The 23,618-nt window shown below is 62.4% G+C and carries 23 protein-coding genes; 14 read left to right on the top strand and 9 right to left on the bottom strand.

The features are described 5' to 3' along the window. The first annotated feature begins 107 nt into the window (after positions 1-107). Both E3T41_RS12970 and E3T41_RS12975 read left to right on the top strand, forming a co-directional pair. The gene (locus E3T41_RS12970; protein WP_134478932.1) at positions 108-956 is read left to right on the top strand and encodes a biotin--[acetyl-CoA-carboxylase] ligase; all 849 of its coding nucleotides are present in this window, start codon (positions 108-110) and stop codon (positions 954-956) included. A gap of 8 nt (positions 957-964) precedes the next feature. Then, positions 965-1,540 (top strand): PH domain-containing protein, encoded by a 576-nt coding sequence (locus tag E3T41_RS12975; RefSeq protein WP_092452299.1) that lies wholly within the window; start codon positions 965-967, stop codon positions 1,538-1,540. Here the strand turns inward: E3T41_RS12975 and E3T41_RS12980 are convergent. Further along, positions 1,517-2,041 (bottom strand): GtrA family protein, encoded by a 525-nt coding sequence (locus E3T41_RS12980; RefSeq protein ID WP_104131967.1) that lies wholly within the window; start codon positions 2,039-2,041, stop codon positions 1,517-1,519. The two genes, E3T41_RS12975 and E3T41_RS12980, sit on opposite strands and share 24 nt — an antisense overlap. Positions 2,042-2,172: 131 nt before the next feature. On the opposite strand from E3T41_RS12980, the gene E3T41_RS12985 reads away from it, so the two are divergent. The 3 genes from E3T41_RS12985 (at position 2,173) to E3T41_RS12995 (ending at position 5,251) form a co-directional block, all read left to right on the top strand. Continuing rightward, positions 2,173-3,309: a 5-(carboxyamino)imidazole ribonucleotide synthase gene (locus tag E3T41_RS12985; protein WP_092452294.1), complete on the top strand. Its 1,137-nt coding sequence runs from the start codon at positions 2,173-2,175 to the stop codon at positions 3,307-3,309. Positions 3,310-3,422: 113 nt separating this feature from the next. After that, a complete protein-coding gene (purE, locus tag E3T41_RS12990) occupies positions 3,423-3,890 on the top strand; it encodes a 5-(carboxyamino)imidazole ribonucleotide mutase (protein ID WP_092452378.1) in 468 nt (155 codons plus the stop codon). Beyond that, complete coding sequence (locus tag E3T41_RS12995) at positions 3,887-5,251, top strand: LCP family protein (protein WP_241991167.1); 1,365 nt, start codon at positions 3,887-3,889, stop codon at positions 5,249-5,251. Before purE ends, E3T41_RS12995 begins: the two co-directional genes overlap by 4 nt. A gap of 172 nt (positions 5,252-5,423) precedes the next feature. Here E3T41_RS12995 and E3T41_RS13000 read toward each other — a convergent pair whose 3' ends face one another. The 6 genes from E3T41_RS13000 to rfbB all read right to left on the bottom strand — a co-directional run bounded on the left by E3T41_RS13000 (position 5,424) and on the right by rfbB (position 9,605). After that, positions 5,424-5,825 (bottom strand): type II toxin-antitoxin system VapC family toxin, encoded by a 402-nt coding sequence (locus E3T41_RS13000; RefSeq protein ID WP_166791557.1) that lies wholly within the window; start codon positions 5,823-5,825, stop codon positions 5,424-5,426. Then, positions 5,822-6,079 (bottom strand): type II toxin-antitoxin system Phd/YefM family antitoxin, encoded by a 258-nt coding sequence (locus tag E3T41_RS13005; protein ID WP_104131970.1) that lies wholly within the window; start codon positions 6,077-6,079, stop codon positions 5,822-5,824. Before E3T41_RS13005 ends, E3T41_RS13000 begins: the two co-directional genes overlap by 4 nt. A 136-nt stretch (positions 6,080-6,215) precedes the next feature. Further along, positions 6,216-6,620 (bottom strand): GtrA family protein, encoded by a 405-nt coding sequence (locus E3T41_RS13010; protein WP_092452285.1) that lies wholly within the window; start codon positions 6,618-6,620, stop codon positions 6,216-6,218. Between the two features lie 3 nt (positions 6,621-6,623). Continuing rightward, positions 6,624-7,766 carry a glycosyltransferase family 1 protein gene (locus E3T41_RS13015; RefSeq protein WP_134478936.1) on the bottom strand — a complete coding sequence of 381 codons (1,143 nt, stop codon included), beginning with the start codon at positions 7,764-7,766 and terminating at the stop codon, positions 6,624-6,626. Continuing rightward, entirely contained in the window at positions 7,763-8,617 is an 855-nt protein-coding gene (gene rfbD, locus E3T41_RS13020; protein ID WP_134478938.1) for a dTDP-4-dehydrorhamnose reductase, read from the bottom strand. The genes E3T41_RS13015 and rfbD overlap by 4 nt, the downstream gene beginning before the upstream one ends. A gap of 1 nt (position 8,618) precedes the next feature. Continuing rightward, on the bottom strand, positions 8,619-9,605 hold the full coding sequence (gene rfbB / locus E3T41_RS13025; protein WP_092452278.1) for a dTDP-glucose 4,6-dehydratase: 987 nt from the start codon (positions 9,603-9,605) through the stop codon (positions 8,619-8,621). A gap of 73 nt (positions 9,606-9,678) precedes the next feature. Here rfbB and E3T41_RS13030 point away from each other — a divergent pair, with 73 nt between their 5' ends. Together E3T41_RS13030 and rfbA are read left to right on the top strand one after the other, a co-directional pair. After that, positions 9,679-10,287: a dTDP-4-dehydrorhamnose 3,5-epimerase family protein gene (locus E3T41_RS13030; protein ID WP_092452275.1), complete on the top strand. Its 609-nt coding sequence runs from the start codon at positions 9,679-9,681 to the stop codon at positions 10,285-10,287. 5 nt (positions 10,288-10,292) lie between these two features. Beyond that, positions 10,293-11,159, top strand: a complete 867-nt coding sequence (gene rfbA, locus E3T41_RS13035) for a glucose-1-phosphate thymidylyltransferase RfbA (RefSeq protein WP_134478939.1) — start codon at positions 10,293-10,295, stop codon at positions 11,157-11,159. A 16-nt stretch (positions 11,160-11,175) separates the two neighbouring features. Here the strand turns inward: rfbA and E3T41_RS13040 are convergent, their stop codons facing one another. Beyond that, entirely contained in the window at positions 11,176-12,057 is an 882-nt protein-coding gene (locus tag E3T41_RS13040) for a glycosyltransferase family 2 protein (protein ID WP_370257657.1), read from the bottom strand. Between the two features lie 79 nt (positions 12,058-12,136). Between E3T41_RS13040 and E3T41_RS13045 the strand changes: the two genes are divergently transcribed. The 3 genes from E3T41_RS13045 to E3T41_RS13055 all read left to right on the top strand — a co-directional run bounded on the left by E3T41_RS13045 (position 12,137) and on the right by E3T41_RS13055 (position 15,877). Then, positions 12,137-13,003 carry an ABC transporter permease gene (locus tag E3T41_RS13045; RefSeq protein WP_241991169.1) on the top strand — a complete coding sequence of 289 codons (867 nt, stop codon included), beginning with the start codon at positions 12,137-12,139 and terminating at the stop codon, positions 13,001-13,003. Beyond that, positions 13,000-13,731: an ABC transporter ATP-binding protein gene (locus E3T41_RS13050; RefSeq protein WP_241991170.1), complete on the top strand. Its 732-nt coding sequence runs from the start codon at positions 13,000-13,002 to the stop codon at positions 13,729-13,731. Before E3T41_RS13045 ends, E3T41_RS13050 begins: the two co-directional genes overlap by 4 nt. Before the next feature lie 250 nt (positions 13,732-13,981). Further along, complete coding sequence (locus E3T41_RS13055; protein ID WP_134478940.1) at positions 13,982-15,877, top strand: hypothetical protein; 1,896 nt, start codon at positions 13,982-13,984, stop codon at positions 15,875-15,877. A gap of 115 nt (positions 15,878-15,992) precedes the next feature. On the opposite strand, the gene E3T41_RS13060 is transcribed toward E3T41_RS13055, so the two are convergent. Next, entirely contained in the window at positions 15,993-18,194 is a 2,202-nt protein-coding gene (locus E3T41_RS13060; protein WP_134478942.1) for a glycosyltransferase, read from the bottom strand. 114 nt (positions 18,195-18,308) lie between these two features. Between E3T41_RS13060 and E3T41_RS13065 the strand changes: the two genes are divergently transcribed. The 4 genes from E3T41_RS13065 to E3T41_RS13080 are packed head-to-tail and all read left to right on the top strand — an operon-like array spanning position 18,309 to position 23,602. Then, positions 18,309-19,643: a glycosyltransferase gene (locus E3T41_RS13065; RefSeq protein WP_134478944.1), complete on the top strand. Its 1,335-nt coding sequence runs from the start codon at positions 18,309-18,311 to the stop codon at positions 19,641-19,643. Then, positions 19,640-21,022: a glycosyltransferase family 4 protein gene (locus E3T41_RS13070; RefSeq protein WP_166791558.1), complete on the top strand. Its 1,383-nt coding sequence runs from the start codon at positions 19,640-19,642 to the stop codon at positions 21,020-21,022. The genes E3T41_RS13065 and E3T41_RS13070 overlap by 4 nt, the downstream gene beginning before the upstream one ends. Positions 21,023-21,038: 16 nt before the next feature. Further along, positions 21,039-22,334 carry an O-antigen ligase gene (locus E3T41_RS13075; RefSeq protein ID WP_166791559.1) on the top strand — a complete coding sequence of 432 codons (1,296 nt, stop codon included), beginning with the start codon at positions 21,039-21,041 and terminating at the stop codon, positions 22,332-22,334. Further along, positions 22,334-23,602: a nucleotide sugar dehydrogenase gene (locus E3T41_RS13080; protein ID WP_134478950.1), complete on the top strand. Its 1,269-nt coding sequence runs from the start codon at positions 22,334-22,336 to the stop codon at positions 23,600-23,602. The genes E3T41_RS13075 and E3T41_RS13080 overlap by 1 nt, the downstream gene beginning before the upstream one ends. Positions 23,603-23,618: the final 16 nt, after the last annotated feature.

Here is a 23,618-nt window from a genome sequence, read left to right on the forward strand (position 1 = left end):
TCCCCGTGCATAACTCCTGCAATTTCTTCAAAAACTACCCGAAATAGGTGTTTTGAGGCCAGATTCGAGAGAATTGCAGGAGTTATGCACACGAGAGGGTAGGCACGATGGATTTTTCGCTCAGCCGCAACGAGGTGAGCCGGTTCGAGTACCGTGCAGAGGCCTCCTCCACCAACGATGTGCTCAAAGATCTCGCCAGTGCTATTGGTTTATCTGAGGCGGATGCCGCAGCCTGGCCCGACCTCTCGGTGGTCGTCACCGACAACCAGACTCAGGGGCGCGGCCGGCTCGGTCGTGTCTGGTTGGCCCCGACCGGCAAAGCCCTGGCCATCTCCGTACTCATTCGCCCGGAGTTACCGTCGCACAGCCTCGGCTGGTTCCCCCTCCTGGCCGGCGCCGCCATGACCCGCGCCGTGCGCACCATCGTTGAGGCCTGCACGCCGCCGGTGCACGACGTAAATCTTAAAGAGGCCGAGGATCCCCGCCACGACACGACCCTGAAGTGGCCCAACGACGTGCTCATCGACGGCTACAAGGTGTGCGGCATCCTGTGCGAACTCCTGCCCGACGGCAAGGGCATCGTCATCGGCGCCGGCCTCAACCTCTCGCTCGATGAACACAACCTGCCCACCCTCACCTCGACCTCTCTCCTGCTAGTCACCCGCACCGCGCCCGACCCGGACGCAGTACTCGCCGCCTATCTGCACGAGCTCGTCACCCTGTATCGGGCCTTCGTCGAAGCCGACGGTGACGCACAGAAGAGCGGTCTCCACGCGGAAGTGTCGAGACTCTGCGGCACCCTCGGCAGCGTCGTGCGGGTGGAACTGCCCGGCGGAGTCGACCTGGTCGGCACCGCCACCGGCATCGACGCCGAGGGACGGCTCAGAGTCGTCAACCAGGCCGATGGCGAAGAACGGTCTGTCGCCGCCGGCGATGTCACCCACCTGAGGTATTAATAGAAGTAATGAAACCGAAGAAGACAGAGACCAACGAGACCGAACCCTCCGGTTACGCCCGGGAGAGTCGGCCGGAGGAGGTCGTCGCCCGCTTGCGCCCGCACGCCCGGGTGCTGCTCTGGCCTACCCTGCTGCTCTTCGCCGTGGCCGGCGCCACCGGTTACTTCGCCGGCAACCTGCCCGAACCCTGGCAGAACGCGGCCCTGCTGCCGGGCGCCATCGTGCTGGCCGTGCTGGGCTGGCTGCTGCCGCTCGCCGCCTGGCTGACCAAGCGTTACACGATTACCTCCCGGCGCATCATCTTTCGCCACGGATTCTTCGTGCGCACCCGGCAAGAACTGCTGCACAGCCGCGGCTACGACGTGAGCGTGCGGCAGAACTGGCTGCAGGCCGGGTTCCACTCGGGCACGGTGCTGATCAATTCGGGGCTGGAGCATCCGCTCATCTTGAAAGACATCCCCAACGTCGACCTGGTGCAGAGCGTGCTGCACGACCTGATGGAGCAGTCGGTGACCGTCATGGGTTCCCGCCGGCAGGAGCAGTCGGCGCACGCCGACGAGTCAGCGTTCTGGGGCCGCCGCTAGCGCAATCGCGCCACTGCGAGTGTCCGCATGGGTAACGGATGCCGACGCGCCGCTGCGACTCGGCGCAAACACCCAGTAGCGGTACAGCGTGAAGCGAAACACCGAGCCCAGAAAAAGACCCACCACATTGCCGGCGATATTGTCGGCGAGAACGCTGGTGTAGCCGAGCACATAGTGGCTGAACCACAGGCATCCGATGCCGATGCCCATACCGACCAGGCTCACCGCGAGAAACTCCAGACCCTCGCGTACCGTATGGTTTTGGCGATTCTTCCTGAAGGTCCAGTGCCGGTTACCGAGCCAGTTCACCAGAATAGCCAGCACGGTCGAGATGATCTTGGCGTAGATGGGGCCGGCGTGCACGTCGGTCGAGTCGAGCACTGTGGTGCGCAGCAGGTTGAAGACAGTGAAGTCCACCACGAAGCCGAGGGCGCCGACGGTGCCGAACTTCAGGCCCTGGCTCAGAAAATTGAGCAGGCGCTGCTTCAGTGTGATCGACATGCGTCCGTCCGCCGTTCGGTAAAGTGGCACTAGGAATGCAGTGAAGTCTCGCAGTCTACGGCGTGCGGAATTCTCCGGGCTGAGTACGAACGTGCGTTTAGCTGAACGCTTGCACAGAAAATGGTGAACAGATGGCTTTGACCGTCGGTGTGATTGGCGCGGGCCAGCTGGCCCGCATGATGATTCCCGCGGCTGTGAACCTCGGCATCGACCTCAAGGTACTTGCCGAAGCCGACGGTATGTCCGCCGACCTGGCCGCCGTCAGCGTCGGCGACTACCGCGACCTGCCCACGGTGCTGGCCTTCGCGAAGACCGTCGACGTGATCACCTTTGACCACGAGCACGTGCCGCAGGAGATTCTGCGCGAGCTCGTCAGCGCCGGCGTCAAAGTACATCCCGGCCCCGACGCGCTGCTGTACGCGCAAGACAAACTGCTCATGCGCGAGAAGCTGGCCGAGCTGGGCTTGCCCGTACCCGATTGGGCGCGCATAACGGATACCGCCGGCCTCGCCGAATTTCTGCAGGCGCACGGCGGCCGCGCCGTTGTGAAGACCGCCCGCGGCGGCTACGACGGCAAGGGCGTGCGCGTCGTCAGCCACGAACACGACGTTGACGACTGGTTTCTGGCGCTCGCCGAAGACGGCAACGGCGGCGCCCTGCTGGTCGAAGAGCTCGTGCACTTCAGCCGGGAACTCGCCCAGGTTGTCGCGCGCCGCCCGAGCGGGGAGATCGCGGTCTGGCCGGTGGTGGAGACCGTGCAGAAAGACGGTGTCTGCGCCGAGGTGATCGCGCCGGCCCCGCAGTCTGCAGGCCGCCTCGCCGACGTCGCCACCGACATCGCGGTGGCCGTGGCCAAGGGAATCGGCGTCACCGGGGTGCTCGCCGTCGAACTGTTTCAGACCACGGATGAGCGCCTCCTCATTAACGAGCTCGCCATGCGTCCGCACAACAGCGGCCACTGGTCGATTGACGGCAGCACGACGAGCCAGTTCGAGCAGCACCTGCGGGCCGTGCTCGACCTGCCGCTCGGGGCGACGGGCGCCCGTGACCCGTGGACGGTCATGGTCAACATCTTCGGCGGGCCCTCGGAAGGCTCGCTCGGCGACCGGTATCAGAGCGCCCTCGCGGAGCATCCGCTGGTGAAAGTGCACAACTACGGGAAGGCGTCACGGCCCGGCCGAAAGGTCGGCCACGTCACCGCGGGCGGCGACGATCTCGACGAAGTTGCCTACCAGGCGCGTGCCACTGCACAAATCTTTCAGTCTTGAGCAATAGGATCATCTGCGTGCCAGACAACATCGAGCCCTCCGCTGTGCCCATAAACGCTGTGCCCATTAACAGTGTGCCCGTGAACTCCAGCGCGCCGCTCGTCGGCCTGGTCATGGGCAGCGACTCCGACTTCACCGTCATGAGTGCCGCCGCGCAGACCCTCAAAGACTTCGGGGTGGCGCACGAGGTGCAGGTCGTCTCTGCGCACCGCACCCCCGAGAAGATGCTCGACTATGGTCGCAACGCGCAGGCCCGTGGCCTCAAGGTGATTATCGCCGGAGCGGGAGGAGCAGCGCACCTGCCCGGTATGCTCGCCGCCATGACCACGCTGCCCGTGGTCGGGGTTCCTGTTCCGCTCGGCCTGCTCGACGGCCTCGACTCGCTGCTGTCGATCGTGCAGATGCCGGCCGGCGTGCCGGTCGCGACCGTGTCGATCGGCGGGGCCAAGAACGCCGCGCTCATCGCGATCAAGATTCTCGCCACGAGCGATGACGCGCTGCGCGTGAAGCTCGAAGACTATTCCGTCGCACTCGCCGACCTGGTCGAGCAGAAGAACCGGGACCTCCAAGAGCGATTATGAGCAGTGTGACTGACCCGATCCGGCACCCGAATTCCGGCTCCACGCGCATCATGACGACGCGTGCGTGGTGGTTGGTCGTACTCAATTTCGTGCTCCCCGGTTCGGCGCAGGTACTCGCCGGCAATCGACGACTCGGCCGGTTCGGCCTCGGCGCCACGCTCATCCTGGTGGCCTCGGCAATCGTCGCCGGGGCTGTCTACCTGTTCTGGCCCGAGGCCGTGCTCACGGTGTTCACGAGCACGATCGGCCTCTGGGCCGCCGCCGCAGTGCTCGCGTTCTACGCGCTCACCTGGCTCGTGCTCACCGTCAACACCCTCAGCCTGATCAACCTGCTGAAAGCCGCGCCCGGCGCCCGCCCGCTGATCGCCGCTTTCTCCGCAGCCCTCATGGTCGTCGTCTGCGGCACGGCTGGCTATGGCGCCTTCGTCGCGACCTCGGCGAGCGGATTCCTCTCCTCCGTCTTCGTCGCCGGTCCGAGTGAACCGCCAGTCAATGGCCGCTACAACATCCTGCTGCTCGGCGGGGATGCCGGCGCTGACCGGGACGGCCTGCGCCCCGACAGCCTCTCCGTGGTCAGCATCGACGCCACGACCGGCCAGGCCACGACCATCAGCCTGCCGCGCAACCTCGAGGACGTGCCGTTCTCGGCCGGTTCCTCGCTCGGCGCGCTGTACCCCGAGGGATACGGATCGATCGACGGATGCGACGTGTCGGCGTGCATGCTTAACTCCATTTTCACCGAAGCCGAGCTCAAACGCCCCGAGTACTACCCGAATGCCGTGGCCGAGGGCAGTTCCCCGGGCATTCAGGCCACCCTCGAGGCCGCGCAGGGCATCACCGGACTCACCATTCAGTACTACGTGCTGATCGACATGCAGGGGTTCTCCGACCTCATCGACGCCCTCGGCGGCGTCGACATCGACGTGCAGAACCGCGTTCCCGTGCACACCGACGAGAGCTTCAGCGAGGTTCTGTTCTGGTTCGAGCCGGGCATGCAACACATGGACGGCTACCACGCCCTCTGGTATGCCCGCTCCCGCCACGGCACGAGTGACTACGACCGCATGCAACGCCAGACCCAGATGCAGGAAGCCCTCCTCGCGCAGGCCAGCCCCGCCAACGTGCTCACCAAGTTTCAGGGCGTCGCCTCCGCCAGCAGTCGCGTCGTGAAGACCGACGTGCCGCAGGGCATGCTCGGCTACTTCGTGAACCTGGCAGCGAAGACCAAGGAACTGCCGGTCGTGTCGGTGCCCCTGATCCCCGAAAACGGTATCGACCCCGAGAACCCCGACTACGCCGCCATCACCGCAATGATCGCCGCAGCCCTGGCCCCCGCGCCCACCGCCACTCCCGCCCCGTAGCCCTGAGGCTGCTCCTGCACGCCGTTGTGCGTGCGGATCCTGCATGTGCGTCCAAACGTTGCGCGCGCGTGGCGCGCTGCTAGCGCCAGCATCCGCTGTCCGCTCCGGCAGCTTTCGCCCGCGCGACCGCCCTTACCAATGCGCGCATTGCGAAAGCTGATGCCAACGCGCGCTAAATGACGATCACTTCGGGGCCACCAAGGTCTGACAAGACCTGGAAATCGGCGTCCTGGGTGTAGACGGTGAGCGAATGCACGAGTGCCGTGGAGGCAATCCACAGGTCGTTGACGTTGAGCCGACGTTCGCTCTCGCGAAGTTTTTGCCGCAATCGAGCCCAATGCGCGGCCACTGCCTCATCGATATTGAGCACCGTCGCGATTGACACTGTGTCAAGGGTCTGCAGTCGGGCTCCCCGTGTGTCGGCGTCCCGCGCTGCATGTACTCCGGCGTACAGCTCACCGAGCGTCACGGCGCTGACAAACTGCTCTTCTGGCAATCTGTCGAACTGTATTGCACGATTTGTCTCGAGCCCCACGAACACGCTGGTGTCAATCAGGCCCCGTGAGGGGGTCACTGGATGGGGCCCAGATCGTCCGTTGTCTCGTCGGGTTCCTCGTCGTCGTAGTATTCCGCGATCGGATCGCCGGGACGTCGCACCAGGCGTTGCATATCGGCTTTCGTGAGAAACGCCTGCTTGCCTGAACGGATCGGCACCAGCGTCGCGATTGGAACGCCGTTGCTGGTAATTGTTACTTCTTCACCCTGGCGCGCGCGCTCGATCACATCGGCGGTGTGATTGCGCAATTCTCGAACCGGAACCAAGCTCATGCGCTGAGTGTAGCCGGGAGTCGCACGCTGTAGCAAGCATCGGTCCCGCACGAAAGCGGATGCCTACGAGTGCGTCAACTGGTTCACTCGCTGCGTCGAGAGCCTGAGTATGAGGACGTGGATGCTGTCAGCCCTTTCACTCACCACTGCGCCGAAACGAAAACTTCTTGTGCCCGAAGAAGCTCAGCAGCGTCGTGACCACGAGAATCACCAGTTGGGCGAGCAGCGGCGGCACCCCGGCGACCTCAACCAGCAGCGGCAACGCCGCCGCATTGATGCCGATCGCCACCAGATACACGCTCACGAACCGGACAAAGTCCCGCAGCACGTGGCCACGCACCACAAACACGAATCGTCGGTACAGCACGAAGGCCAGGGAAATGCCAACCACGTACGAGAGAGCGAGGCTCAGCAGATAGCCGAGGTAGACATCCGCGAAGACCCAGAGTGTGAATGCCGAGAAGACCAAGTACCCGACGAGCGTGTTTGTCGCGCCGACCGCGAGAAACCGCACACGCTGGTCCTGTAGAAAGCTCGCCATGGCCTACAGATCCGCGTGCAGCTGCCAGACGCGCTCGGCCGAGTCCCGCCAGCTGAACGCCCGCGAGCGGTCCTGACCGAAGACGCTCATGCGACCCCGCAGCACGCTGTCGCCGAGCACCCGGTTCACCGCGTCGACGAGCCGCGAGGGATATTCCTTCGCGTTCGATCGCTCCACTGCGACGCCGGCGTCTCCGGCCGCTTCGAGCAGTGCCGGGGCGTCGGAGTGCACGACCGGGGTGCCGAGATGGAACGCCTCAATGATCGGCAGGGCGAAGCCTTCTTCCAGGCTCGGATACACAAACACGCTGGCCCGGGCAATAACAACGGCCAGGTCGGAGTCGCTCAGCCCGGAGAGAGCGCGAACGCGCCCCGGCTCGAGCCCGGCTTCATCGGCGACCGAGGCCAGGTCGAGCTCGCCCCAGGTGTCCGGGCCGAGCACGATCAGCGGCAGGTCCGGCGCGCCCGGCAGACCGAGCGCCGTGATCAGCGCAGTGACCGCCTTGCGCGGATCGAGCGACCCCGAGGTCAGAATATACTGCGACGGCAGGCCCAGCGCCTGTAGGCGCTCTTCCACGAGGGGAAGGGTCGGCAGCACGAGCCCCCGACCCACGGCGCCGCCGATCACGCGCACCCGGTCGCCGAGGTCCATGATCTCGGTCAGCTGGTTCGCCACGGCGTGGCTCGGCACGACAATGGCGTCGGCGTGCTTGCGGGCGCGCTTGAGCATGCTCTTGGTCCAGGCCACGGTTGTCGGCGTCAACGATGACGGATGCGTCCAGGCCAGCACGTCGTGCAGGGTCACCGCAATCTGGGTGCCGTCTACGGCCCGATCGTGGCGGCGCAGCGGGGCCAGTAATCCCGGCGCATGAATCAGGCCAGTGCCCGACGACGCGGTCACGCCAAGCGCCCAGGCCGTGGCCAGCTCGCGGCGGGCCAGCGTCGTCTTGAACAGGTTCGCCAGACCGGGCAGCGCGGCCTCAATGAGTTCATACTGTGCGGGCGGTGAGGACGAGACGATGCCCTCCACCGCGCATTCGGCCGGAGCGGTCGCAATTAGCGCACGCGTGAGTTCCTCGGTGTAACGCCCGACGCCACCCGGAACCGGGGCGACCATCTGGTCGACGACTACCCGCAGAGTGATCATGCTGTCTCGAAGACTCCCGCGGCGAAAGCTTCGGCCTGGGCCGACTGCCAGCTGCGCATCGGCTCAAGCCCGGCGGCCGCCCAGTTGGCGTGGCCGAGCACGGAGTACGCGGGCCTGGGCGCCGGCAGTACAAACGCCGAGCTGTCGGTCGGCAGCACGCGTTCCGGGTCAAGTCCGGCCAAAGCGAACACGTCGCGGGCCTGGTCGAACTTCGACGCCACCCCAGAGTTCGTGCCGTGGTAGATGCCGGCGGGCGCGTCGGAGTCGAGTAGCAACACGATCTGCGCGGCGAGGTCGACCGTCCAGGTGGGCTGTCCGACCTGGTCGTTGACGACGTTCAACGTGTCGCGCGTGCCAGCGGCCTTGAGCATGGTCTTGGCGAAGTTCGGACCGTTCTTGCCGTACAGCCAGGCCGTGCGCACGATGTAGCTGCGGGCGCCGTTCTCGGCGAGCACGAAGTCTTCACCGGCGGCCTTGGTGCGACCATAGGCTGAGATCGGGCTGTGCGGCGTGTTCTCGGCGTACGGCCTGGTCGCACTGCCGTCGAAGACGTAGTCCGTCGAGATCTGCACGAGCTTCGCCCGCAAAGCGGATGCTGCCAGCGCGAGATTGCGCGGCCCCACCGCGTTCACGGCGTAGGCCGCGTCTTCGTTTGTTTCGGCGTCGTCGACCTTGGTGTACGCGGCGCAATTGATAATGACGTCGTGCCCGGCGACTGCGGCCGTGACCGCGTTGAGGTCGGTCACATCGAGGTCGCTCCGGCCGAGCGCCGTCACCTCGCGACCGGCCAACGCCGTCTGCAGGTCGCGCCCCAGCATGCCGGTGGCCCCGGTGATCAGATAACGGGTCATGCTAGTTCAGCGCCGCCCGAGCCTTGAGCGGTTCCCACCACTGGCGGTTGTCGCGGTACCACTGCACCACGTCGGCCAGGCCCTCTTCGAACGGAACCTCGGGCGCGTAGCCCAGTTCGGCCTGAATCTTGCTGATGTCGACCGAGTAGCGCAGGTCGTGTCCGAGACGGTCGGCGACGCGGTCGACGTACGACCAGTCCTTGCCGGTCGAGTCGAGCAGCAGCTGGGTGAGCTCCTTGTTGGTGAGTTCGGTGCCGCCGCCGATGTTGTAGATTTCGCCGGCGCGACCGCCGACGAGCACCATGGCGATGGCGCGAGTGTGGTCGTCAACGTGCAGCCAGTCGCGAATGTTGTTGCCCTCGCCGTAAAGCGGAACGTGCAGGTCGTCGATCAGGTTGCTGACGAACAGCGGAATGACCTTTTCGGGAAAGTGGTACGGGCCGTAGTTGTTCGAGCAGCGCGTGATCGACACGTTCAGGCCGTGCGTGCGGTGGTAGCTGCGGGCGAGCAGGTCACTGCCCGCCTTCGACGCTGAGTAGGGGGAGTTGGGCTCCAGCGCCCGCTCCTCGTTCCAGGAACCTTCGGCGATGGAGCCGTAGACCTCGTCGGTGGAGACGTGCACGAACCGGGCCAGCTTGTGGCGGAGAGCCGCGTCGAGCAGCTGCTGGGTGCCCAGCACGTTGGTCTCGACGAAGATGGTCGAGTCCATCACGGAGCGGTCCACGTGGCTTTCGGCGGCGAAGTGCACGACCGCATCGAGCCCGGGAAAGAGTGTGTCGAGCAGCTTGCCGTCGCGAATGTCGCCGTGCACAAAGGAGTAACGGGGCGAGTCGGCGATCGGGGCGAGATTTTCGAGGTTGCCCGAGTAAGTCAGTGCGTCGAGCACGACAACTTCGGCGCCTTCGAGACCCGGGTACTTGTCTTCAATCGTGCGACGCACGAAGTTGGAGCCGATAAAACCGGCGCCGCCGGTGACGAGGATCTTCATATAGGAGTAACCGTTCCGTTCGCTTCAATGGCCTCCGCGATTCTACCGGACCCCGATTGGTAGACTGCCGACCGTGCAGATTCGCGAACTCTCTATCCCCGATTCATTTGAAATCACCCCGAAGCAGTTTGGTGACGACCGGGGAGTGTTCCTCGAGTGGTATCGATTCGACAAGCTCGAAGAGAAGGTCGGGCACAGACTCGACCTCGCCCAAGCGAACACTTCCGTGTCCAAGCGCGGTTCGGTGCGCGGCATTCACTTCGCGGATGTGCCGCCGAGCCAGGCAAAGTACGTCACTGCGGTGCACGGTGCCGTTCTGGACTACATCATCGATATTCGGGTCGGGTCGCCCACGTACGGGCAGTGGGACAGCGTCTTGCTTGACGACGCCGATCGTCGCGCGGTCTATATTGCTGAAGGACTCGGGCACTGCTTCGTGGCATTGACCGACAACGCCACCGTGAGCTATCTCGTGAACAGCACCTTCAGCCCGGGCCGCGAACACGGCATCAGCCCGCTCGACGAAGAGGTCGGCCTGGTCTTTCCGCCTGAAGCCGGGGAACTGCTGCTGTCTCCCAAAGACACGGATGCCCCCACTCTCGCAGCAGCCGCTGCCGCCGGCCTGCTCCCCACCTGGGACGCCGCCCGTGCCTACTACGCCACCTTGAACGACAGGAACTAACGCTCATGCGCGGAATCATCCTCGCCGGCGGCTCAGGCACGCGCCTGTGGCCGATCACCAAAGGCATCTCCAAGCAGCTCATGCCCATTTGGGACAAGCCGATGATCTACTACCCCCTGTCGACGCTCATGATGGCGGACATCAAAGAGATCCTGATCATCACCACCCCGGAGTACAACGAGCAGTTTCGGGCGCTCCTCGGGGACGGATCTGATTTAGGCATCCGCATCGAATATGCCGTGCAGCCTTCGCCGGACGGCCTCGCCCAGGCATTCATCATCGGCGAAGAGTTCATCGGCGATCACAGTGTTGCGCTGGTCCTCGGCGACAATATCTTCCACGGCGCAGGCCTGGGGGCGTCCTTGCGTGGAAATGCTGAGATCGAGGGCGCGCGTATTTTCGCGTACCACGTCAGTAACCCCACGGCCTATGGTGTCGTCGAGTTCGATGAGTCGGGCACCGTGGTGTCGATTGAAGAGAAGCCGACGAAGCCTAAAAGTAACTACGCCGTTCCTGGTCTCTACTTCTACGATAATTCCGTTGTCGCCATCGCCAAGACGATCGAACCGAGCGCCCGCGGAGAGCTGGAAATCAGCACCATCAATGAGCACTACCTCAAACAGGGCAAATTGCAGGTGCAGGTGCTCGACCGGGGCACCGCCTGGCTCGATACCGGAACTTTCGAGTCCATGATGCAGGCATCAGAGTATGTGCGCGTCATCGAAGACCGCCAGGGGTTCAAGATCGGCTGCATCGAGGAGATTGCCTGGCGGGCCGGTTGGATCAGCGACGCCCAGTTGGCCGAGCTGGCAGCCCCGCTGGTGAAGAGCGGGTATGGCACGTATCTCCAGGCCATTGTGCAGGCGGATTAAGACGGTGTGATCGCCGCTACCCGCGGGTAGCCCACCAGGATCGAATCGACAGGGTTCCTCGCAGTACCCACCGCACGGGCGCGAGATACCACGACCGGTACTTACGGGAAAGGAAAAGGTAAGCGCTGTCGTGGTGCGCCGCGATCATACGCAACGAATCCGTGCTGGTGGAGTGAGCGCCGGTGTGCGTCACGATTGCGTCGGGAACGTACAAGTTCTGCCATCCTGCCTGACCAAGCCGATAGCCGAGGTCAACGTCTTCGAAGTACATGAAGAAGGCCTGGTCGAAACCACCAATGTCGTCGAAGGCAGAGCGGCGAATGAGAAGGCACGCCCCGGAGAGCCATCCCACTGGCCGTATTTCGGTGCCGGTCGCGTTCTCAGAGCGGTACGACCGAGTCCAGGGGTTGGACGGCCAGATTCGCGAGAAGATCGCATGCCCGACCCCGGTTCGTAACGACGGGATGCGGCGGGCCGAGGGATATGTCGTTCCATCCGAATTCAGTACCCGTGGCCCGATCGCAGCGGCCTGCGGATTGGCCCGCATGACCTCTTCCAGGGTGCTGATGGCTCCGGGGTGCACAAGTACATCCGGATTGGAAACCAGTACGAACTCGTACGACAGTGGCACCGACCGCACGGCCGCGTTGATGGCACCGCCGTATCCGAGATTCCTACCCAGTGACAGCACTGTCGCGCCGAATTCGGCGGCGATTGCACGGCATTCGTCGATGTCAGCCGAAAGATTGTCGGCAATGGTCACGGGCGGTGGGCTCGGCTCGCTGACAATAACCGAATTCAGAAATGGGCCTAGGGCGGCGCTGGAATTGTAGGTGACGGTCACAACAGCAGTGCGAACTGCCGGTGAGAGTGGGTTGCCGTGCATTCGTACCATCATACGAGAACGCCGACAGAGGGGCTGCCAGTAGACGGGAGTCGCTGGCCGGGCAATGTATCCTTAGTGAACCCTGCGCCCGGTGGGGCCAAACGTCATTCAGGATGGATCTGTGGCTGTATCAAGCGAGTTCAAGCGGTCACGTGAGCTGTTCATCAACCTCACGCAGAGGGAACTCAAGGGAAAATACAAGCGCACGGTGCTGGGGCAGCTCTGGTCATTGGCCAATCCCCTGGCGCTCATGCTCGTTTACACCTTCGTTTTCTTCTTTATATTTCGCATCGCCCCACCCGTTGGTTCGCCCAGCGGTCTGGACGCCTTCCCGCTATGGCTGTTGTGTGGGCTGTTGCCGTGGATCTTCTTCTCTAACGTCGTGCAACAGGGGATGGGCGTGCTTCTGGCCAACGAAGGCCTGATCAAGAAGGTTTACTTTCCCCGCAACGTGCTCATCTTCTCCAGTGCGGCGTCCCTGGCGGTGAACTGGGGGATCGAAATGATGGTGCTTATCGTCGCTCTGGTCATCGCCGGCGCGTACGGCGTCATTCTCTGGCTTCCCGTCATCGTCTTCTTCATGTTCTTGCTCGCGGTGTTTGCTGTTGGTATTGCGCTCATGCTGTCGATCGCAAACGTTCACTTTCGGGACACGCAGTATTTTGTCGGAATCATTCTTCAGCTCGGCATGTACCTCACCCCGGTGATCTACCCGATCTCGTTGGTTCAGGCGCAGTCCGATCGTTTCGGGAGTCTGTTTGGCGTGTTCTCCTTGGTCGACCTGTACCGGCTCAATCCGATGGAGCGCTTCCTGAGCGCATTCCGTAGTCTTTTGTACGACAACACGTGGCCGGCTCTGGGCGATACCGTCGCCTGCGTGCTCATCTCGGCAGTTGTGTTCGCCTTGGGCTGGGTGGTTTTTCGCCGTAACGAGAGAAAGCTAGCTGAAATCCTGTGACCGAAGTAGCAGTGCACATCGATGACGTTTCGAAGAAATTCCGTTTGTACAAGGAGCGCAACCAGTCCCTGAAGTCAGCGATTATGCGCGGCCGCAAGTCTGTTCACGAAGACTTCTGGGCGTTGAACGATATCTCCTTCGACATCAACACGGGTGAAACCTTTGGACTCGTCGGGGACAACGGGTCGGGCAAATCAACACTTCTCAAGTGCATGGCGCAAATTCTTTACCCCGATAAGGGCAGCATCACCATGAAGGGGCGCGTTGCCGCTCTTCTCGAGGTAGGTTCGGGATTCCATCCCGAGCTCTCTGGGCGTGAGAACATTTTTCTCAACGGATCGATTCTGGGCATGGCCAAGCAGGAGATCGTGAAGAAGTTCGACTCGATCGTTGATTTCTCCGGCGTCAGCGAATTCATCGATCAGCCCGTCAAGAACTACTCGTCGGGAATGTACGTGCGGCTGGGCTTCTCGGTGGCGATCCACGTCGACCCCGACATCCTCCTCGTCGATGAAGTGCTCGCGGTCGGCGACGAAACATTTCAGCAGAAATGTGCCGATAAGTTTGTGGAATTCCGTCGGGAAGGCAAGACTGTAATCATCGTCAGTCACGCACTGGGCACGATGATGACGATGTGTGACCGACTAGCGTGGTTGAGCCATGGGGAGCTCCAAACAGTTGGGAATCCCGAAAGCGTTGTCGCTAAGTATCGCGGTGTCGCCAAGTAGAGAACGACCAGCTGCGCTCAAGCGCACTGACATTTATGACAAGACCCAAAGGTTTCACATGATCAGCGTCACCGCTCGACCGTCAAAAGCTCGCCGCAAACCTCTCCTCGTGTGGGCGCTGGCGGTTGCTTTGGTCTCCTCCTTCCTCGTGGTGGCGGCGCCGGCCGCCCCTCCGGCCCAGGCGTTGTCGGGTTCGGAGTTTGATCCAGGCAATATCATCAGCGATGCAAATTTCTTCACTCGCAGTGCGATGACAGAAAATGAAATTCAGGGTTTCCTTGACGCCACGGTCGGAACGTGTCTCAATACGAACTGCATGAACGTCTTTCAGATGGCCACGTTCACCCGCGCCGCTAAGGAAGATTGTCGGCAGTACGTGGGGGCAGCGGTCGAGCGCGTTTCACGAATCATCTTCAAGGTGCAAGAGGCGTGCGGCATCAGCGCCAAGGTCATACTCATCACCCTGCAGAAGGAACAGGGGCTGCTAACGAGCAAGCAGCCGTCGGCAGGTGTCCTCCGGAAGGCCATGGGAATGGGCTGCCCGGATACGTCTGTCTGTGATTCCGCTTACTACGGTGTTTACAATCAGATATACAGCGCCGCGCTGCAGCTGACCAGGTACACCAAAGGTTCATTCACCTACTTCCCAGTCGGTCGCCCGTCTCAAATCAAGTGGCACCCAGAGAGCAGCAGATGCGGAGCAGGCACTGTTACCGTAGCCAACCGAGCGACGGCCGCACTTTATTACTACACGCCGTACCAGCCCAACGCGGCTGCGCTTGCCAACCTAGGCGGCAGCGGCGACACGTGTTCCTCGTATGGAAACCGCAACTTCTGGGTTTACTACAACAATTGGTTTGGTTCTACGCAGGCCAGCCCCGCACCACTGGGCGCCTTTGAATCCATCAGCGCAACCGCCGGGCGAATAAACCTCAAGGGCTGGGCCTTCGACTACGACACCCAAGACTCGATCGCTATCCACGCTTACAGTGGGTCAGCGTTTGTCGGCGGATGGGTCGCGAACGGGTCGCGAGCGGATGTCCAGGCCGCCTACCCGTCGCGCGGCCTGCTGACCGGTTTCAGCGAAACCTTTGCCGTGAACCCCGGGTCGCGACAGATCTGCCTCCACGCCATAAATAATGGCGCGGGTAGCAATACGGCGTTGGGGTGCAAGACCGTAACGGTGCCCTCGACCGCTCCGCTGGGCTGGTTTGATTCCGCCACGGCAACCTCGAGTGGCGTCGCCGTGAGCGGCTGGGCTCTGGACCCCACGACGGCGGCATCCAGCAGCGTTCACGTCTACGTTGACGGGGCTTTCTCGGCGGGCTTCTCGGCCAGTAACATTCGTTCCGATGTCGGCAGCAAGTACCCAGCCCTCGGATCCCGGCACGGGTTCTCGTCGACCATCGCATTGAATGCCGGCAGGCACTCGGTCTGTGCCTACGCACTGAACGTTGCGGGCTCGCAATCCACCAGTCTTGGGTGCAAAACGGTCACTGTTGCGGCCGCGGCCGCGGCCGTCCCACGAGGGAATCTGGAGTCCGTCACGGCCACGCTGACCGGAGCGAATCTGGCTGGGTGGGCCTTCGACGCCTCCACTACCGCGTCAACGGACGTGCATGTATACGCTGACGGCCGCTTCGTTTCTGGTTTCTCGGCCAACGGAACTCGCACAGATGTGCAGCGGGCGTTCCCCAGCCAGGGGAGCCGGCACGGTTTCACCCAGGCGATCTCGCTGAGCGCTGGTAGGCATTCAGTCTGTGCCTTTGCGTTGACCGCATCAGGTTCGTCGTCAGCGGCGTTGGGTTGCAGATCAATCACGGTAGCGTCGTCGGCCCCGCGCGGATACCTCGACTCTGTGCAGGGGGTAAGCGGCGGCGCACAGGTTCGCGGCTGGGCTCTCGACCCGACGACCGCAGCGTCGACCGCAGTGCATGTCTATGTGGACGGTCAATTCAGCTCGGGCTTTTCCGCCAGCGTTGAGCGCAGCGACCTTCTCAGTGTGTACCCGGACCTCGGTGCCCGGCACGGATTCGATTCCCTGGTGTCGTTGACGCCAGGATCGCACCGCGTCTGCGTGTTCGGACTGAACGCGACCGGTAGCGCTTCGGTCGATCTCGGCTGTTCGACGGTCACGACGACGTAGGGTCGCACGGAGGGTCCGGTGACGGATCCCTGATCGGATGGGTAAAGGGCAAATGCGGGCTGAGTAACTCAGCCCGCATTCTGCTTTCGCAGCGCTCTTTTAGGTGCGTGCTCGTTTAGGTGCGTTCAATGTCGCGCATCTGCAGCGCCGCCCCGGGGTTTCGCCCGCGACCGACAACACGACCGAGTGGTCCGAGAACGCGTGCAACGCTGAGTGACAGACGATATTTCTGACTGTTCTTGATCTCGGTGAGTTCGTGCAGGTAGAGCGCCGTGCGCTGCAGCAGGTCGTCGGTCACGATGGTCATCGTTCTGACGGCCGAGTGGCGTCGACGCAGACGGTCCTGGTCGATCGGCGCGTCAAGGGTGGCGAGTACCTGGCCCCAAAAGTCCCTGTTGTAGTCAGCCAGGGTGCGTAACGCTGGGGCGCTCGACGTGACCAGCGGTTCGGCGTCGTAGGCCGTTTGAACGCGAGCAGTCAATTCGGAGAAGAGACTGAAAAAGCTCACGTTCTCTTCGAGAGCCAGTGCGGTGGTGACCTCTCGAGCCACCGCTGTATCGAAGACGACGATGCGCTTATTGAGCTGCGCAGCCTCGGGAACGGGTAATCCGAATCCTTCGTACGCCGAAGGGAAGAGCACCACACGCGCTCGCGAGTAGACGGTCCCCACCTCGGCATCGGTGAGGGTGCCCCCCGGCAGAGCGTGCATCATGGGGAATTCTCGTGCGATATCCGGGCTTCCGAGAATGACAATGGGCAATGCACTACTGCGCAGCGCCTCCAGGGCAGACCGAACTTGCTTGTGCGGAAATGCATTCCCGATGACGAGAACGTAGTTGCCGCGAGCGATGACTTCAGCACAGGCCGGGGTGATTGCCGCAGAGAAATGGTTGACTTCCGTGACATCCGCTGGCAAGCCGGAGCCCTGGTGCAGAACGGCCGTTCGAGAACGCAAGGTCTGCAGATCGGGAAAGAAATCCATGGCGTCATCGAGCGTGGCCTCGCTGATCGCGACGACACTGTCGGCATAGGCCAGTGCCGCATGCACGATTTCGGGCTTGTACGGCACCATGAGCCGCAGCCCCCAGGAACGCAGTGCGATGACATCGAGGTAGGAGACCACCCACTTTGCGCAGAACCGGTTGAGCGACGTTATCTGCCCCAAAGAGGTGACCGGCGCTATCGCGACGCCGACATCGAAGACCTCATCGATATCTCCGTAGGGGATCACTCGCAGATCCGACGAATGTAGGTCGAAAAAGTCGATGACGTCCTGGGGAGCAGCCACGGTCACTGCTATCGAACCAGGGTCGACGTTTTCCTTGACAAACTGCAGAAAACTCAGAGCATTCTTCGTGGATCCGTCGAAGGCTAGTGAGAGGTGGTGCAGGTCGATCAAGACCTTCTTGCCCGGACCATCCGGGTGCGCAATGATGTCCGCGAAGCGGTCGAGCACCGAGTACTCGTTCTTGATGAAGTTACTCACGGCGGCCGGATAAAACGGGTACCGGGCGTGCAGAATCTTGGAGTTCTCTGCCTCGAGCATCGCACGCTGTTCAGTACCAAAGCTCGTGCTTCCGACGTGGTAAACCAACGCATGGTTCGCGATGAGTGACGAATAGCCGAGGGCGTTGAGGCGCAGGCAGAAATCGTTCTCCTCGTTGTAGCCCATTCCGAATACCTCGTCAAAGAGGCCATTGTTGGCGACCAGGGAGCGACGGATCAGGAAACAGAATCCGATTGCGACCGGTGTTATGTAGTAGCGGGGAAGACTCGGCGAGATGGCATCAAACACACGTGCTGTGCGGGCCTCGTCGCGGTCCGCAAAACGGTCGCGCTGGTAGAAGGGCAGGGTCGCGATGGTGGCATCGTTGCTTCGCGGGCAGACGACCGCGTGGCGTTCGGAAAGGTTGAGCACCCGGCGCATTTCATCGAGCGAGCCTGGCGTGATGCGGGTGTCGCTGTTGAGCAGCAGAAGGTCGTTGCTCGTGCGATCGAGCTCGAAGGCAGCACGATTGCAGGTGCGGACAAAACCGAGATTCGAAGGATTGCGCTCGTATCGAAAGTTGGGCAGCCCGAAGATCATGCCCAGCAGGCCAGCCTCAATCACATCGGCGTCGGGCCCACAGTCATTGACGATCAGAACGTCGTAACTGTCGGCAGGTGCGTGTTCGATGAGAGCGGCAATGCAGCTGCGCAGGGATGCCCAATCTCCGTAGACCGGGACCACAATCGTGACGCGATTTAGATTCTTGTCCGCAGCGGGAGCCTGTGTCGAGGCGGAAGTCGCGGTGTCTTGTTCCTGAGGAGCGGGCATCCACTCAGCCTACCGGCGGGATCAATGAGGTCGGAAAGCTAAGGTTGTTCAGTGAGAGTTCTCTTGTTGTCGCATAGTTCCGCCGTCGAAAATCTGGGCGGCGCGGAATTGTCAATGTTGCAGATGATCGACAACTGGAGAATCTACGACCCGTCGGTAGAAATCATGGTCGTATCGCGCACCCCTGTGGGTCTTCTGCAGCCCGAACTCGAGCGGCGCGCCGTTCCGTGGCTGAACCTGGAATTTGGATCGTGGGTACTCCCGAAGCTGATCGTTGCGCCGGAGGATGTGTACCGAACCGCGCGTCACGACTTTTTGGCCACGAAGGCATTGGTGCGGTTGATTCAGGAGCTGGCACCGGACATCGTTGCAACCAACACGATCGTGGCTCCCTGGGCAGCGCTCGCGGCGAAAATGGTGGGCGTTCCGCACATTTGGTTCCCCAGCGAATACGGCGACGATCACGAGTTTGCGATCGGAGTCGACCACACCTTTGAAGACTTGGGAGCGCTGTCCGACCTCGTCGTCGCGAACTCGGGGGCGCTGAAATCGTACCTGTCGCGCTGGATTCCGGAAGAAAAGATGGCCGTCTTGTATCCCGCACTGGACTTTTCTGACATTGCAGATCGCGTGAAGGGGAACGCAGAGTGGGTAAATCCCTTCTCGGACGAACCCGAGACCCTCCGCGTGGTTTGTGTTGGCAGAATTGCGCCGTCAAAAGGGCAGGCGCGGCTGGTGCGCGCCGTGTCCGCGCTCCTAGAGCGCAACGTTCGCGTTGAGGTGGCATTGGTAGGGAGCGGCAGGGACGGTGACCTTGCCAGCATCCGTTCGCTGATTGAGGAGCTGGGCGTGGGCGACAGGATCACCCTCACCGGCGAGGACGCAAATCCCTTTCCGTATATTGCCGCAGCCGACGTCGGCGTCGTTGTCTCGGTCAGTGAAGGGTTCGGGCGCGTCACCGTTGAGTACCTCGCGACCGGAAAGCCGGTCGTCGCAGCGCGGGTCGGAGCGACACCGGAACTGGTCGCAGACGGTCGCACCGGGCTTCTCTACGACCCCACTGACGAATCAGCGCTGGAACGGGCGCTGCTTACCTATCATCAAGACCCGACGTTGTTGGCAGCCCACGGCGCGGCCACCCGGGCAGCGGCTGCTGAGATTGTGAACCGCAACACCCTGCCCGCGATCGTGCGGCAGATCGAGAGCTGCATTGTGGCCGGGTCTGCTCCCATCGAACGGATGCCCCACCTGGTCCTGTCGTGGATGACCCTGCCGGCTGCCGCGCAACAGATGTTTCGTGACGTCGGAGCGTCGATCGATCCGCACGACTCGATTACCTGGACTGTAGGAAACACACTGGCTCGGCCGCTACGCGTTGGCCGTCGAACGGCTGCGCGCTTGGCTCGGCGCCTAGTGCCACGCAGCATTCGGAACGGATGGCACTCATGAAGGTATTTATTCTCTCGCACAGCTCGGCGGTTGAAAATCTCGGTGGCGCCGAGCTGTCGTTGCTGCACCTGATCGACGCCTGGGCGAAAGATGATTCCGAGGTGACATTCTCGGTCGCGGCGCGCGGCCCGGTGGGACTGTTGCAGCCTGAATTGGCGGCTCGCGATGTGACCACCCACACCCTGGATTTCGATGCCTGGGTGCTCCCGCTCGTGCGCACAGACCCCGCCGACATTCTCGACACAGACCGTCGAAACTCCGAAGCCGTCTTGGCCATCGTTGGGCTCCTGCGCCTCGAAACCCCCGACGTCGTCATTACGAACACGATTATTTCGCCGTGGGCAGCACTTGCTGCGCGGTATCTCGGCATTCCCCACGTGTGGTTCGTGCATGAGTTTGGCGATCTGGACCACGGCCTGCAGTTTGAGATATCGCGCGCATCCACTTTTGAAGATATCGGTATTCTCTCCGATCTGGTCGTCGCCAACTCGCGTGCCGTTCACGAGCACATAGGCCAGTGGATTCCGGCAGACAAGCTCGCGATCGCCTATCCGGTCATCGACCTGGACCGCGCCCGAGATCTGGCCGGCCAGGAACCGTTGTACCCGATCGTGCCCGACGCCGCTGCCGAGCTCACCGTCGTGATGGTCGGCCGGCTGGCGCCGTCGAAGGGCCAGTGGCGTTTGCTGGACGCCCTGGCGGAGCTGCGCGATGAGGGAACGAGCATCGCGGCAATTCTCGTTGGCGGCGATCAGGGCGTCGTCGCCGACGACGTGAAGAACCGAATCCGTGCCCTAAACCTGAGCGGCCAGGTCGTTCTGACCGGGGAGACCGACAACCCGTTCTGGTACATCGAGCGCGGAGACGTCGGAATCACCGCATCGACCAGCGAAGCATTCGGCCGAGTGACCGTCGAATACATGGCCCTGGGCAAACCGGTCATAGCCGGTCATGGCGGGGCAGGCGCCGAGCTGGTGCGCGACGGCGTCACGGGGCTGCTCTTTGATGCAGACAGCCCCGATGATCTCGTGCGCGCGCTGCGACACGCCGTTGACCATCGAAATGATCTCCCAGGAATGGGGGAGTCGGCTCGCAGATCGGTCGCCGAGATCTCCAGTGCCTACCCGCTCAACACCGTGGTCGAGCGAATTGAGCAACTCGTCGCTCGCGGTGCGGGCCCGATGGCTCGACTGCCGAACGCTCTCAACCTCTGGCTTGATTTGCCATCTGCAGTGGAAGGCACCGGACGCGCGCTCCACGACCGCAACTCGGCGGTGCTTGGCTCCGCCTCGTGGCGGCTGGGCACCTATGCGCTCGCGCCCGCGCGGCTCCTCAAACGAACTGCTCGACGATTGGTGCGACGTGCCCGACGCAAGTAGGCGATTAGCTCGTGCGGTGGGAGTCACTCACTCGTCAGAGCCGGAGGCAACCGAGAACTCGCGACTGACCCAGCCCCTGCTCGCGCTGGTCATTGCGCTGGCCTTCTTTCTGCTCTTTCCGCCGGTCGGTTTCGAAAGCCGCTACTCACTCCTTGAGCTTTCCCTCGTGATTCTGGCTGCCGTCCTGTTGATTTCTGCGCACCGTCGAGCGGTAATTCGCGTTGTCGTCGTTCCGACGGCCCTCGTGGTCTTGCTCGGGCTCATGTGTGCGTCAGCGGCATGGAGCTTCGCCTCGTGGGAGACCGCGAGGGATGCCCTCACCTTTGTCGTGCTCGCTCTGGCGGCCGTGTTCGTCGTTCAGATTGCACGTCTCAATACAATCCTGATCGGCATTGTGGCCGGTGGTCTGGTCGCACTCGGGGGCTCCCTGGCACTTATCGTGCTCGCACCCGAGCAGGCGTTCTATCACACGGGCGCCGTGCAGGGCTTCTACGGCACTCGCAATGGCTTCGGCTATGTCATTCTTGCGGCGCTCCCAGCAGCCATGGCCGTTCGTCTTGCCTTCCGCGGGGGGTTTCTGGTTAAGGCCGCCATTGTCCTGGCGCTGGCAGGAGGGGTGGTCGCGAGCGATTCCAAGACCTCAATATTTGCCATGCTGCTCGTTGGGCTGGTCTGGGTGGCCCTCGCTCTGCTCAGGCGCAGCTGGATCTATCTGGCAGTTCTGGCGGTCGGCGCCGCAATAGTTGGTGTTGCTGCCGTCGCCAACTTCGGTCGCGTTCTGGATTTTCTGGGCAAGGATCAGACCCTCAATGGTCGATCCGAGATTTGGTCTGCGGTGCTGTCGGTCGTGCCACAGAGCCCGGTGCTCGGTTTTGGTTGGTCGCGGTCGTGGCCCGCCGGCTCTCCGCACAGCGCGGCGGTGGTCGATGCACTCGGTGGCGTCACCGTTTTTCACGCTCACAATGAGGTGTTGAACTGGCTCGTGACGCTGGGCGCGGTCGGTCTCATCGTGGTTGTCGCGCTCTACACCTTCGTGCTGTGGGGGGGCATCCGCATGTACAGCCGGCCGACTGTCGATGGTGGTACCTGGATTCTCCTGGTCGGCGTCATGCTCGTTGGGCGTGGCCTCACGGATATTAGTGAGACCTCCCCCCAAGGGTGGCTCATGCTCATGCTGGCGGCCTGCGCCGCGGCGAAGTACTGGTCGGCGAGGTCCGCGAATCCAACGTCACGCCTGGTCCTCCTCAGTTGGCATCAGCGCCAGCGCGCACCGCGACTCAACAAAGAACAAGAAATGGTAAATTCAGAGTGATGATAAACCGCACAGAGACCGTTGTCGTAGTTGGCCAAGGATACGTAGGGCTCCCCGTTGCAATGCGCGCCGTCGAGCAGGGGTACCGGGTCGTTGGGGTCGACGTCGACACTCGACGAGTCGACAGCCTCAAGGCGGGGGTCTCCTTCGTTGATGACATCTCTGCCGAACAGCTCAAGGCGGCGCTCGAATCCGGCGCGTATCTGCCGACCACAGATTATGCGGATGCGGCCCAATTCGATGTCGCAGTCATCACGGTTCCGACGCCTCTGCGCGAGAGCCTTCCCGACCTCACGTTCATTGAAGACTCCGCAGCCTCCCTCGCTCTGCTTCTCAAGAAGGGAGCCGTCGTTGTTCTGGAATCGACGACATACCCGGGGACAACGGAGGAACTCTTGGTTCCCATCCTGGAGAAGGGGTCGGGGCTCCTCGCCGGCGTGGACTTTCACGTTGGCTACAGCCCGGAGCGCATCGACCCGGGCAACAAGACGTGGGGCTTTGTCGAGACGCCCAAGGTCGTGTCGGGTATCACCCCGGCGTCCCTAGTCGCGGTTCAGGCGTTCTACGACAGCCTGGTGAATCAGACCGTCCCGGTGAGCACCCCCAAGGAAGCGGAGCTCACCAAGCTGCTCGAGAACACTTTCCGACACGTCAACATCGCGCTCGTGAACGAGCTCGCCATTTACGCTCACCAGCTGGGCGTCAACGTGTGGGAGTCGATCGAGGCTGCCAGCACGAAGCCGTTCGGTTACATGAAGTTCACGCCAGGTCCAGGCGTTGGCGGTCACTGCCTGCCGGTCGACCCGAGCTATCTGTCGTGGCAGGTGCGGCGCAAACTGGGTCAGAACTTTCGCTTCGTCGAACTCGCCAACGATATCAACGACCACATGCCCGACTACGTCGTGCAGCGCCTCATGCTCATGCTCAACAAGCTCGGTAAGTCGGTCAATGGGTCGCGAATTGTTCTCGTTGGCCTGTCCTACAAGAAGAACACAGGCGACATTCGCGAATCGCCGTCGCTGCGCCTGATCGAGATTCTGACCGAATACGGTGCAACGGTTGTGGGCATTGACGAACACGTTGAGGCACACCGTTGGCCGTCCGGCGTGGAAAAGGGCTCGCTCGATGCAGCCACCCTCGATGGTGCGGACGTGATTGTCATGGTCACCGATCACGACGACTTCGACTTCGACTTGCTCCGCAACACCACAACGGGCATCCTCGACACCAAGAACAAACTCTCCGGAGAGCATGTCGAACGGCTCTAGGGCGTTTTCGGCAAAT

The organism is Cryobacterium sp. Hh38, from assembly GCF_004403235.1.
GTDB lineage: Bacteria > Actinomycetota > Actinomycetes > Actinomycetales > Microbacteriaceae > Cryobacterium > Cryobacterium levicorallinum.